The 12,947-nt window shown below is 66.4% G+C and carries 9 protein-coding genes; 5 read left to right on the top strand and 4 right to left on the bottom strand.

The window, feature by feature from the left end:
• Positions 1-132 precede the first annotated feature (132 nt).
• The 5 genes from ARC63_RS19445 (at position 133) to lpdA (ending at position 8,215) form a co-directional block, all read left to right on the top strand.
• Complete coding sequence (locus ARC63_RS19445) at positions 133-1,548, top strand: ribosomal protein uL16 3-hydroxylase (protein ID WP_057504172.1); 1,416 nt, start codon at positions 133-135, stop codon at positions 1,546-1,548.
• A 9-nt stretch (positions 1,549-1,557) separates the two neighbouring features.
• Positions 1,558-2,454, top strand: coding sequence for a GNAT family N-acetyltransferase (locus ARC63_RS19440; protein ID WP_057504171.1), 897 nt, complete (start codon positions 1,558-1,560; stop codon positions 2,452-2,454).
• 186 nt (positions 2,455-2,640) lie between these two features.
• On the top strand, positions 2,641-5,472 hold the full coding sequence (locus ARC63_RS19435; RefSeq protein ID WP_043401613.1) for a 2-oxoglutarate dehydrogenase E1 component: 2,832 nt from the start codon (positions 2,641-2,643) through the stop codon (positions 5,470-5,472).
• 40 nt (positions 5,473-5,512) lie between these two features.
• Positions 5,513-6,715, top strand: a complete 1,203-nt coding sequence (gene sucB / locus ARC63_RS19430) for a dihydrolipoyllysine-residue succinyltransferase (RefSeq protein ID WP_014037775.1) — start codon at positions 5,513-5,515, stop codon at positions 6,713-6,715.
• A 63-nt stretch (positions 6,716-6,778) separates the two neighbouring features.
• Positions 6,779-8,215, top strand: a complete 1,437-nt coding sequence (gene lpdA, locus ARC63_RS19425; RefSeq protein WP_057504170.1) for a dihydrolipoyl dehydrogenase — start codon at positions 6,779-6,781, stop codon at positions 8,213-8,215.
• A gap of 161 nt (positions 8,216-8,376) precedes the next feature.
• Here lpdA and ARC63_RS19420 read toward each other — a convergent pair whose 3' ends face one another.
• The 4 genes from ARC63_RS19420 to ARC63_RS19405 all read right to left on the bottom strand — a co-directional run bounded on the left by ARC63_RS19420 (position 8,377) and on the right by ARC63_RS19405 (position 12,853).
• Positions 8,377-8,634, bottom strand: coding sequence for a hypothetical protein (locus ARC63_RS19420; protein ID WP_032952780.1), 258 nt, complete (start codon positions 8,632-8,634; stop codon positions 8,377-8,379).
• Positions 8,631-8,843, bottom strand: coding sequence for a hypothetical protein (locus ARC63_RS19415; protein ID WP_010486834.1), 213 nt, complete (start codon positions 8,841-8,843; stop codon positions 8,631-8,633). Before ARC63_RS19415 ends, ARC63_RS19420 begins: the two co-directional genes overlap by 4 nt.
• Positions 8,844-9,017: 174 nt before the next feature.
• Complete coding sequence (locus ARC63_RS19410) at positions 9,018-10,610, bottom strand: alkaline phosphatase D family protein (RefSeq protein ID WP_057504169.1); 1,593 nt, start codon at positions 10,608-10,610, stop codon at positions 9,018-9,020.
• Positions 10,610-12,853: a TonB-dependent receptor gene (locus tag ARC63_RS19405; protein WP_057504168.1), complete on the bottom strand. Its 2,244-nt coding sequence runs from the start codon at positions 12,851-12,853 to the stop codon at positions 10,610-10,612. The genes ARC63_RS19410 and ARC63_RS19405 overlap by 1 nt, the downstream gene beginning before the upstream one ends.
• Positions 12,854-12,947: the final 94 nt, after the last annotated feature.

Below are 12,947 nucleotides of genomic sequence, written 5' to 3'. Positions count from 1 at the left end.
GAGGGGCTCCGCCGTTGGCCGGCACCCCGCGACAAACCACCGCACGTGCGCAATCCCAACGAACGTCGGACAATGGAGACCTTGGCGGCCCGCCGCGCCGCCCCTCCCGCTTTCCGCTGCAAGGATTCCCCCATGGCCGCCCGCAAGTCCTCCGCCCCCCTCATCGAAGTCACCGCCCGTCCCGGCCAGCCGCTGGGCATGGCGCCGGCCACCTTCCTGCGCGATTTCTGGCAGAAGCGCCCGCTGCTGATCCGTAACGCCTTCCCGGACTTCCAGACCCCGGTGCAGCCGGAAGACCTGGCCGGGCTGGCCTGCGAGGAAGGTGTACTGGCGCGCCTGATCGAGCACGACAAGGCCCAGGACGGCTGGCGCGTGCGCACCGGCCCATTCCAGGAAGACGTGTTCCCCGCCCTGCCCGACCACGACTGGACCCTGCTGGTGCAGGACGTGGACAAGTGGGACCCGGACGTGCGCGCCCTGATCGAGCACTTCAGCTTCCTGCCGCGCTGGCGCATGGATGACGTGATGATCAGCTTCGCCGCTACCGGTGGCTCGGTCGGCGCCCACGTCGACCAGTACGACGTATTCCTGCTGCAGGCCCACGGCCACCGCCGCTGGCAGATCGATGCCAGCGAATCGATCAAGGGCAAGCAGCCGCCGCTGGGCTTCCGTCCGGACGTGGAGCTGAAGCTGCTGAAGGTGTTCAAGCCGACCCACGACTGGGTGCTGGCACCAGGCGACATGCTGTATCTGCCGCCGAACGTGCCGCACCACGGCGTGGCCGAAGACCCCTGCCTGACCTTCTCGTTCGGCATGCGTGCGCCGTCTTCTGCCGAGCTGATCAGCGACTATCTGGACACCCTGATCGCCGATGCCGACGAGAACATCCGCTACCAGGATGCCGACCTGAAGGTGCCGGCCGACCCGAACGAAATCGACACAGTGGCGATGGCGCGGGTGATCACTGCGCTCAATGCCATCCGCATGAACGACCCGGACAAGCTGGGCGACTGGTTCGGCCGCTTCATCACCACCTACCGCGCAGCGGGCGAAGTGATGGCCCACCAGGCTGCGCCGGCACAGGAAGAGGTGGTCGAAGCGCTGGCCTCGGGCCTGCTGCTGCAGCGCCACCCGTGGGCGCGCCTGGCCTGGCGCCGGGCCAAGCGCGGCGCCAGCCTGTACGTCAGCGGCCAGGACTTCGCGCTGCCGGTGAAGGACGCCCAGCGTCTGGCCGGCGCCGAACAGCTCGATGCCGCCGCCTATCGTGGCCTGTCCGACAAGGGCCGTGCCGTGCTCCAGCAGCTGCTGGTCGGCGGGGTGTTCCAGCTGATCGACCCGAACGAGGTGTATGACGCCGAAGACGAGGACGACGGCGAAGACGCCGTGGTGCTCGGCGAAGTGGTCGAAGGCCGTGACCGCGTGGATGCGATAGACGCCGATGCGGTGTCCGACGATGTCCACTCCGTGACCGTGCACGACGACGGCATCGAGGTCATCGTCAACTTCGACGACGACGAGGAAGACGACAGCGACGCCGGCCGCGTCTGAGTCGCCGCCATGGTTCGGGTCCAGCAGGTCAGCCACGCCGACGCCCACGTCGCCATCCACGACGTGCGCCAATGCGTGTTCGTGCAGGAACAGGGCATCGCCGCCGAACTGGAACGCGATGCGCTGGACCCGGTCAGTGCCCATGTGCTGGCGCTGGACAGTGAAAACCAGCCGGTCGGCACCGGCCGACTGGCCCCGGACGGCCGCATCGGCCGCATGGCGGTGCTGGCCAGCCATCGCAGCCAGGGGGTCGGCGAGGCCCTGCTGGAGGCACTGGTCGAGGCCGGGCGCCGCCTCGGCCTGGCCGAACTGCACCTGCACGCCCAGCTGCCCGCCCGTGACTTCTATGCCCGCCAGGGCTTCCTGCCCGAGGGCGAGGTGTTCGAGGAGGCCGGCATCGGCCACCAGCAGATGCGTCGCCGGCTGGGCGCGGCCAGCGCCATCGACGGCCGCGCCGAGGCGGTGGCGATCACCACCGCCATCATCCACCGCGCCCGCCGCCAGCTGTGGCTGCACAGCCGCCAGCTGGACCCCGGCCTGCTTGACACACCGCCGGTGCAGGCCGCCCTGCGCCGCTTCGTCACCGCCCGCCACGACAAGCAGCTGCGGGTGATCGTGCACGATGCGGCTGCCGTTGCCTCTGCCGGGGCACCGCTGCTGGCGTTGGCCCAGCGCCTGCCAAGCGTGATCCAGTTCCGCGAGGTCACCGACCCGGTCGACCGTGCGTTGGCCTCGGCCTGCCTGCTCAACGATGCGGGCGACTTCTACTTTCGTCTGATCGGGCATCGCCTCGACGGCGAGGCCGGCATCGCGCTGCCGGCACGTTCGCAGCCGTTCGAGCAGCAATTGCAGCGTGTCTGGGACCGTTCGCGCGATTGCAGCGAACTGCGCGCGCTCGGCATCTGAGCGCGGGCCACCGCGCCAACCTGTCTGGAAGCGGCACCGGGGGACGCGCGATGCCTCTGGTGGTGCCCCTTCGTGTCCGGTTGGGGGTACAATTTGGCTGTTTGAACGCGCCCGTGCATGGCTATTCATCTTCGTGCCGGGTCCTTCTGAAGCCATACCCCACAAAGCGAATCAGCACCCTCCATCGTGGACAATCAACTGAAGCAGTTTGCGCAATCTTCGCAACTCGCCGGCGGCAACGCCTCCTATGTCGAGGACCTGTACGAGCAGTACCTGGTCTCCCCGGATAGTGTCGATCCCAAATGGAAAACCTACTTCGACGGCTTCAAGGGCCGCGAAGCAGGTGACATCCCGCACTCGGCTGTCATCTCCCACATCGCGGACGCGGCCAAGGATGCGCTGAAAGCCGGCACCGGCAGCGGTGCGGGCGACGAGCGTGAGCGCAATGTCGGTCGCCTGATCACCGCCTACCGCTCGCGTGGTCACTTGGACGCGCGCCTTGATCCGCTGGGGCTGGCCGCACCGGTCAACACCCCGGACCTGGGCCTCCCGTTCCACAGCCTGTCCGATGCCGACCTCAACAGCGAGTTCAGCACCGGCGGCGTCGGCGGCCAGCCGCGCATGAAGCTGCGCGACCTGCTTGCACGCCTGAAGGCGACCTACACCGGCTCGATCGGTGCGGAGTTCATGCACATCTCCGAGGTCGAGCAGCGCCAGTGGATCTACAAGAAGCTGGAAGCGGCCGGTGGCAACTACCAGCTGGACGCTGACACCCAGCGCCGCACCCTGGAGCGCCTGACCGCGGCTGAAGGCCTGGAGCGCTACCTGCACACCAAGTACGTCGGCCAGAAGCGCTTCTCGCTGGAAGGCGGCGACTCGCTGATCCCGATGATGGACACCATCATCCGCAGCGCCGGCAAGGATGGCGTCAAGGACGTGGTGATCGGCATGGCCCACCGCGGCCGCCTGAACGTGCTGGTCAACACCCTGGGCAAGAACCCGCGCAAGCTGTTCGACGAGTTCGAAGGCAAGTTCGAGCACGACGAGCACGCCTCGGCCGGTGACGTGAAGTACCACATGGGCTTCTCGGCCGACGTCGCCACCGAAGGCGGCCCGGTGCACCTGGCGCTGGCGTTCAACCCGTCGCACCTGGAAATCGCCGACCCGGTCGTGGCCGGTTCCGTGCGTTCGCGCCAGGAGCGCCGCAAGGACACCGCCCGCAAGCAGGTCATGCCGATCCTGATCCACGGCGACGCGGCCTTCTCCGGCCAGGGCGTGGTCATGGAGCTGTTCCAGATGTCGCAGGCCCGCGGCTTCGCCGTCGGCGGCACCGTGCACATCGTGGTCAACAACCAGGTCGGCTTCACCACCTCCAACCCGCTGGATACGCGTTCCACTCGCTACGCCACCGACGTGGCGAAGATGATCGCCGCCCCGGTGCTGCACGTGAACGGCGATGATCCGGAAGCGGTGGTGTTCGCCGCGCAGCTGGCCTTCGAGTTCCGCCAGAAGTTTGCCAAGGACGTGGTCATCGACCTGATGTGCTACCGCCGTTGGGGCCACAACGAGGCCGACGAACCGGCGATCACCCAGCCGCTGATGTACCAGGTGATCCGCAAGCACGCCACCACCCGCGAGATGTACGCCGAGCAGTTGGAAAAGGCGGGCGTGATCGCCGCCGGCGCCGGCAAGGCGATGGTCGATGCCTACCGCGAGAAGCTGGACGCCGGTGAAGTGACCACCGAGCTGGCCAAGGTCGAGAAGACCCCGCCGACCAGCCCGCTGTTCGTCGATTGGCCGAAGCTGCTGGAAGGCAAGCTGTCCGATCCGATCTCGACCAAGGTCGAGAAGAACAAGCTGGTCGAGCTGGCTAAGCTGATCAACACCATTCCCGAAGACGTGCAGCTGCACTCGCGCGTGGCCAAGGTCTACGACGACCGCCGCAAGATGGCCGCCGGCGAGATCCCGGGCGACTGGGGCTTTGCCGAGAACCTGGCCTATGCCACCCTGCTCGATGAAGGCCATGCACTGCGCCTGGTCGGCCAGGACGTGGGCCGCGGTACGTTCACGCACCGCCACGCGATCCTGCACGACCAGAAGACCGACAACTACTACATGCCGCTGCGGCAGCTGGTGGATTCGCCGGAGAAGGCCACCGTCATCGATTCGCTGCTGAGCGAAGAAGCGGTGATGGCCTACGAGTACGGCTTCTCCACCACCGATCCGAACACGCTGTGCATCTGGGAAGGTCAGTTCGGCGACTTCGCCAACGGCGCCCAGGTGGTGATCGACCAGTTCATCGCCGCCGGTGAAGCCAAGTGGGGCCGCATTTCCGGCCTGACCCTGCTGCTGCCGCATGGCTATGAAGGGCAGGGCCCGGAACACAGCTCGGCGCGCCTGGAGCGCTTCCTGCAGCTGTGCGCGCTGGAGAACATGCTGGTTGTCGTGCCGTCGACCCCGGCGCAGGCCTTCCACATGCTGCGTCGCCAGCTGCACATGACCACCCGCAAGCCGCTGGTGGTGATGTCGCCGAAGTCACTGCTGCGCCACAAGCTGGCCGTGTCGACCCTGGACGAGCTGGCCAATGGCGAGTTCCAGCACCTGATCGGCGACGCCAGCGCGGACGCCAAGAAGGTCAAGCGCGTGGTGCTGTGCTCGGGCAAGGTCTACTACGACCTGCTGGAAGACCAGACCAAGCGTGGCCAGGACGACGTGGCGATCATCCGCGTGGAGCAGCTGTATCCGTTCCCACGTGCACTGCTGGCTGCCGAACTGAAGAAGTACGGCAAGGCCACCGACGTGGTGTGGACGCAGGAAGAGCCGCAGAACCAGGGTGCGTGGTACCAGATCCGCCACCACCTGCAGTTCTGCCTGGCCGATGGCCAGAACCTGCACTACGCCGGTCGCGCACGTTCGGCTTCGCCGGCTGCCGGTCACATGGCTGACCACGTCCGCGAACAGCAGCAGCTGGTCGCCGACGCACTGGTCAACCCGTTCAACGACACGTTCGCTGAATAATCCTCCCCCTATTTAGAAGACAAACCAGGAAGCTCCCGCAATGGCCACCGAAGTCAAAGCCCCGGTACTGCCCGAATCCGTCGCCGACGGCACCATCGCCACCTGGCACAAGAAGGTGGGCGACGCCGTCAAGCGCGACGAAAACCTGCTTGACCTGGAAACCGACAAGGTCGTCCTGGAAGTGCCGTCGCCGGTCGACGGCGTGCTCAAGGAAATCAAGTTCGCCGAAGGCTCGACCGTGACCTCCAGTCAGGTCGTGGCGATCATCGAAGAAGGCGCCGTGGCTGCTGCCCCGGCTCCGGCTGCTGAAGCCGCTCCGGCGGCTGCCGCTGCCCCGGCCGCCGCTGCTCCGGCCGCAGCCGCCGCTCCGGCCCCGGCTGCCAAGTCGGCCGCCGACGCCCTGCCGCCGGGCGCCCGCTTCACCGCCATCACCGAAGGCGTGAACCCGGCCGACGTCGACGGCACCGGCCGTCGCGGCGCGGTGACCAAGGAAGACATCGTCAACTTCGCCCGCAACGGCGGCGCCGGCAAGGCCGGTGGCGCACGTCCGGAAGAACGCGTGCCGATGACCCGCATCCGCAAGCGCATCGCCGAGCGCCTGATGGAGTCGAAGAACTCCACCGCCATGCTGACCACCTTCAACGAAGTCGACCTGTCCAAGGTCTCGGCGGCGCGCAAGGAACTGCAGGACGAGTTCGTCAAGGCACACGGCATCAAGCTGGGCTTCATGAGCTTCTTCGTGAAGGCCGCGGCCAATGCCCTGCAGCGCTTCCCGCTGGTCAACGCCTCGATCGACGGCGACGACATCATCTATCACGGCTACTCGGACATCTCGATCGCCGTGTCGACCGAGAAGGGCCTGGTCACGCCGGTGCTGCGCAACGTCGAGCGCATGTCGTTCGCCGACATCGAGAAGACCATCGCCGACTACGCCAAGAAGGCCCGTGACGGCAAGCTGAGCCTGGAAGAACTGCAGGGCGGCACCTTCACCGTGACCAACGGCGGCACCTTCGGTTCGCTGCTGTCGACCCCGATCATCAACCCGCCGCAGAGCGCCATCCTGGGCATGCACGCCATCAAGGAGCGTCCGATCGCCCAGAACGGCCAGGTCGTGATCGCGCCGATGATGTACCTGGCGCTGTCGTACGACCACCGCATCATCGACGGCAAGGATTCGGTGCAGTTCCTGGTGGACATCAAGAACCAGCTGGAAAACCCGGGCCGCATGCTGTTCGGCCTGTAAGACACCTCCCGCCCCTCCGCGCCTGCGCGGAGGGGTTCTGGTAATGCATCAAGGAATAATTCAATGGCTGAACAATTCGACGTCGTCGTCATCGGTGCCGGCCCGGCCGGTTACCACGCTGCCATCCGCGCGGCCCAGCTGGGCCTGAAGACCGCCTGCATCGACGCAGCGCTGGGCAAGGACGGCAAGCCGGCCCTCGGCGGCACCTGCCTGCGCGTGGGCTGCATCCCGTCCAAGGCGCTGCTGGATTCCTCGCGCCAGTTCTGGAACATGGGCCACATCTTTGGCGACCACGGCATCAGCTTCAAGGATGCCAAGATCGACGTCGAGGCGATGATTGGCCGCAAGGACAAGATCGTCAAGCAGTTCACCGGCGGCATCGGCATGCTGTTCAAGGCCAACAAGGTCGCCGCCTACTACGGCTTCGGCGAACTGCAGCCGGGCAACGTGGTCAAGGTCACCCAGCATGACGGTTCCATCGTCGAGCTGAAGGGTACCAACGTCATCATTGCGGCCGGTTCGGACTCAATCGAACTGCCGTTCGCCAAGTTCGACGGCGAGACCATCGTCGACAACGTCGGCGGCCTGGACTTCACCGAAGTGCCGAACCGCCTGGCGGTGATCGGCGCCGGCGTGATCGGCCTGGAACTGGGCAGCGTGTGGAAGCGCCTGGGCGCCGAAGTCACCATCCTGGAAGCACTGCCGGAGTTCCTGGCCGTGGCCGACGCGGAAGTGGCCAAGACCGCTGCCAAGGAATTCAAGAAGCAGGGCCTGGACATCCGCCTCGGTGCCAAGGTCTCCAAGACCGAGATCACCGGCAAGGGCAAGAAGAAGGAAGTCGTTGTCACCTACACCGACAGCGAAGGCGAAAAGACCCTGACCGTGGACAAGCTGCTGGTGGCCGTCGGCCGTCGCGCCGCCACCAAGGGCCTGCTGGCCGAAGGCACCGGCGTGAAGGTCAACGAGCGCGGCCAGATCGAAGTCGATGCGCACTGCCACACCGGCGTCAATGGCGTGTGGGCGGTCGGCGACTGCGTGCGCGGCCCGATGCTGGCGCACAAGGGCTTCGAGGAAGGCATCGCGGTGGCTGAGCTGATCGCCGGCCTGCCGGGCCACGTCAACTTCGACACCATCCCGTGGGTCATCTACACCGAGCCGGAACTGGCCTGGGTCGGCAAGACCGAAGCCCAGCTGAAGGCCGAAGGTATTCCTTACAAGGCCGGCAGCTTCCCGTTCGCCGCCAACGGCCGCGCCGTGGCGATGATCGAGCCGGCAGGCTTCGTGAAGATCCTGGCCCATGCCGAAACCGATCGCATCCTCGGCATGCACCTGGTCGGTGCCAATGTCTCCGAGCTGGTGCACGAAGGTGTGCTGACCATGGAGTTCAGCGGCTCGGCCGATGACCTGGCCCGCATCTGCCACGCCCACCCGTCGCTGTCGGAAGTGATCCACGACGCGGCGATGGCGGTCAGCAAGCGCGCCATCCACAAGGCGAACTGATCTGCATCCAGGTAGGTGCCGACCGTTGGTCGGCACGCGCCTGCAAACGAAAAACCCCGCCTCGGCGGGGTTTTTTGTTGCCCTTCTTCATGTAGAGCCGAGCCCACGCTCGGCTGCGCACTTGGCGGTCCGTGAAGGCCCAGCCGAGCATGGGCTCGGCGCTACACCTTTTCAGCTGGCTTCTTCGGCGGATCGTCACAGACCCTGTGCTGCACCACCGTCTCGCCAACCTTCCATTCCTTCGTGACCCGGCAGTGCGCCTTGGCCTCCGGCACCTTCGAAGCCGTCGCCCCCGCAGCATTCGCCTCGTCGGCACCGGCTGCCTGCTGGCGCTCCAGCCACGCCGATGGCGGCGCGGGCGGTGTGGCCAGCACCGGGCCTGACAACAGGACCAGGCCCATCAGCAACACGGCCCTCATGCCGCCACCGCCCGGCCGCCGAGCAACCGTGCCGGCAACATGAACAGCGCACGCAGGAACGCAAACAGCGCCGAGAAGGTGATGCCGACCAGTCGGAACGGCAGGCTCAGCAGCCAGACGAACGGCCAGGCGATCAGGGCGAGGATCGCCAGCGGCCAGCACAGCACGAACAGCAGGCACCACACACCGAGCGCGAACAGGGTCTTCATCACGGTCTCCTTGTGGCGGCACCTTGCCGCCTGCGGACACCTTGGCGCCCTGCCCTTGCCACGCACAAACGGTTTGCGACGAAACCGGGCTGGGGACGATGAAACCGGTCCAGCGCTGTTGTAGAGCCGAGCCTGCGCTCGGCTTTCCAGAAGCAGCCGAGCGTGGGCTCGGCTCTACAGGAGCTGCACTGCGCCCGGGCGGCCGTGGGTCACCTGGAAGCGCGCCGCGGTGCGCACTGCGGCGTCCGCACGCAGCACGCTGTCGGCGAAGCGCAGCTCCGCCTCAACGGTCTGCCGGTTCAGCTGCAGCTTCCACCAGCCACGGCGGTCGCCATCGAAATAGCGGATATGCGGGTTCTGCGGTATCGATGGCCCGTAATACGGACCATACGGCGTATCGTCGCCGCCGCTGCTGATCGCCGGGGCGATGAATTCGGTCGCCACGACCGGCGCACTGGCCGCGTCGAAATCCAGTTTCAGGTCGTTGACGAAGGTGGAATGCCAGTCACCGCCCAGCACAATGGCATTGCCCTGCCCGCCCGCCTGCAAGGCCTGCAGCAGGCGGTTGCGTGCGGTGGGATAGCCATCCCAGGCGTCGTTCCAGAAGCGCTCGCGCGGTGTGCCACCGTCCAGCCGCAGCTGCGCCATCAGCAGCTGCTGTACCACCACGTTCCAGCGCGTGCCCCGCGCGACGGCCATCGACTGCGCGAACCACGCCTCCTGGCCCGTGCCGAGCATGCTCATGCGTGGATCCAGCGCCGCCTCGCAGCGCGGTGACTCGCCCACACCGCAGGGATTGGCCGGGCGGAACTGGCGGCAGTCGAGCAGCGTCAGCTGTGCAAGATCGCCGTAACGCAGGCGCCGATGCACGCGCAGGCCACCGTTGCCCGCAGGCGTGCTGCGCATCGGCAGGTGCTCGTAGAACGCACGATACGCGGCCGCGCGGCGGATGATGAAATCCTCCATTGAGACGCCGGGCTTCTCCGGGTGGATGCCGGAGTAATCGTTCTGCACTTCGTGGTCATCCCAGATCACCGCGAACGCGTGTGCGGCGTGCGCGGCCTGCAGGTCGGGATCGAGTTTGTACAGCGCGTACTGGTCACGGTAACGTTCCAGGCTCACCGTCTCGCCACTGAACCGCGCCGCATCCAGCGTGCTGCCACGCGCGTTCTGCAGCGGGCTGTATTCATACAGGTAGTCGCCGGCATGCAGCACCAGGTCGACATCACTCTGCGCGATGTCACGCAGCACCGGGTAGTAGCCGCTGTTCCACGCCTGGCAGGTACACAGCGCCAACCGCAACTGCTGCAACTGCGTGTCCAGCAGCGGCGCGGTGCGGAAGTGGCCGACCACGCTTTCCTCATCGCCGTCGCAGGCGAAACGATAGTAATAATCGCGGCCGGGACGCAGGCCGTTGACCTCCACATGTACCGAATGGGCCAGCTCCGGCACAGCCGCAGCAACGCCCCGCTGCACCAGCCGGCGCATGCCGGGGTCTTCGGCCACGAACCAGCGCACGGGCACCGCCCGCGACGGCATGCCGCCGCCGTTGAGCGGGTCCGGCGCCAGCCGCGTCCACAACACTGCCCCCTGCGGATCCGGATCACCGGCGGCGACTCCGAGGGTGAACGGATCACGCCCCAGCCGCGGCCGTGGGCCGGCCGTGGCCAGCCCTGGCATCGCCGCCAGCGCGATCGCCGCCCCTGTCCCCTGCCACGCCATGCGCAACAGGCGACGACGGCTTTCCGGATCGACAGGCCCGCGCATCAGAAGTGCACGGTGGCGGTGGCCATCACCTGCCGCGGCGCGCCGACCTGCATGGTCGCCAAGCTGCGGGTCGGGTCGGCGGCGTAGGTGCCGTTGGTGTTGATCGAAGACAGGTAGCGCTTGTCGGTCAGGTTGGTCAGGTTCAGCGCCACGGTCAGGTTCTGTGCCGGGCCGAGCGTGCCGAAGTCATAGGTCACCGACGCATTGACCAGCCAGTAGCTCGGCACCGACACATCGTTGGTATAGGTCACGTAACGCTTGCCGACATGGTTGGCGGCCAGTCGCAGGTCCCACGGGCCCGGGGTCCAGGCCAGGGTGCTGGCGAACATCCACTCCGGTGTGTCGACGGTCGTCTTGCCGCGGGTCGGCACCACGCCGTTGTTCACGTAGTCGTTGTCGTAGGTACTGTCATTCCACGACAGCGCATTGGACCAGGTCAGGTTTTGCATCGGCTTCAACTGCAGGGTCGCCTCGGCACCGCGGCTGGTCACCGAACCGACGTTGGAGAACAGCGCCGGGCAACCGAGGATGCCCACGCACTGCGCGATGGCCAGCAGGCGGTTGTCGAACTTCACGTCATACACCGCCACCGAGGCTTCATAGCCCTGGCCGTAGCCGCGCCAGCCCAGTTCGAGGGTGCGCGACTGTTCCGGCTTCAGGCTCTTCGCGCTGGCATCGAACGCGGCCTGCGGCACGTTGAACGGACTGCCCACGCCCAGTGCATAGGCCGCGATGTTCTTGGCGAACGAACCGAATATCTCGTTGCCTTCGTTGAGCTTGAAGTTGAAGCCGGCCTGCGGCAGGAAGCCCTTCTTCGAGGTCAGGCTACTGTTGTTGGCATAGCTGCCCAGCGGTGTGCGCACGCGGGTGCGGGTGTGCGGCGACTTCGCACCGATGTCGATGGTCAGACGGTCATCGAACAGGCGGAAACGGTCCTGCACGTAGAACTGGCCGGTGATGGTGGTGTAGCGCTGATGCCACACGCGCTGATCCGGATTACGCAGGAAGAAATCGTCGGTGATCGGGCCGTCGATGTAATAGAAATTGCGCTGCACGCTGTGGCCGTTGTCCTCGTACCACAGGCCCGCTTCCAGCTCGTGGCCCGCCACGTTCCAGGTGAACGCAGAGGTCACACCGGTGCGGTCGATCGCATACTCGGTGGTGCGGATCGAGATCGGGATCTCGCGGCTGGTACCCGGGTTGGACGGATTGGACGGGCTGAACCAGTGGCCCTGGCCACGGTTGCTGTGGTTGTAGACGTTGACCTTCAGGCGCATCGACTCGTTCAGGCCGAAATCGCCGGCGATGCTGGACAGGTCGTCATTGCGCAGGCCGTGGCCGGAGTAGTACGCATCCCACGGGCTGTTGACGCCGCCGCTGAACGTGCCGCGTGCAGCGGCCACGGCACGGTTCCAGTCCGGCGCGTAGTTGTCCCAGTCCCAGCCGAGACGATCGATCATCTCCAGCGACAGGTCCTGGTAATCGGCCTCGACGCGGCGCGAGGCGTTGAACAGCGCGGTAATCCTGCTGTCCGTTCCGAAGTTGTAGGTGGCCTTGCCGTTGAACTGCTTCAGCTCCTGCGAGCCCTTGCCCTTCCACTTGTCGCCTTCCGAGTATGCGCCGGACAGGTAGGCCGCAAAGCCCTGATGTTCACCAGTCTCCAGGCGCGCATAGCTACGGCGCGCGTTGTCGCTGCCAAAGCCCTGTGCCAGAACCACGCCGTATTCGGTGGACGGGTCGATCGAATAGAACTGGAACACGCCGCCAAGGTTGCTGGTGGACGGCGTACCCAGCGCGCCAATGCCGGTGGAAACCTCCGCGCCGCCCAGGTTCTCGCTGATCACCGCGCGGCTGATGTGCAGGCCGTTGCTGTTGCCGTAGGCCATGTTGCCCAGCGGGATGCCATCAAGGGTGTAGCCCAGGCGGTTCTGGTTGAAACCACGCAGGCTGATGCTGGTGGACCATTCGTAGGCGCCGGTGGCATCAGCCGATTCGAAGTGCACGCCCGGCTTGCTGGCCAGCAGCTTCAGCGGGTTGGCACCCGGCGGCAGGCTCTTCATGTCCTCGGCGGTCACACGCTGCACCTGGCGGGCTTCGCCGCGGCCGATCACCGAGATCGAATCGAGGGTGGTGGCCGACGGCGCGTCGGTCGTGGGGGCGGTTTCAGCGACAGCCAGCGACGGCAGCGAAGCACAGACCAGCAGGGCCAGCAGATTGCGGCGGAGCGGAGCGTGGGACGGCATGGGGGCGGATTCCTTGGGCACGCTGGACGCCGAAGGGCGGCGTCGAAGGGCAGCAGCGGCGGAATCGTAGAAGCGTCGCGTTACATGTCATTTA

Origin of the sequence: Stenotrophomonas geniculata ATCC 19374 = JCM 13324 (genome assembly GCF_001431625.1) — a bacterium.
GTDB lineage: Bacteria > Pseudomonadota > Gammaproteobacteria > Xanthomonadales > Xanthomonadaceae > Stenotrophomonas > Stenotrophomonas geniculata.
The sequence above is the reverse complement of the archived record's forward strand: the minus strand, read 5'-3'. Positions and strand labels throughout refer to the sequence as shown.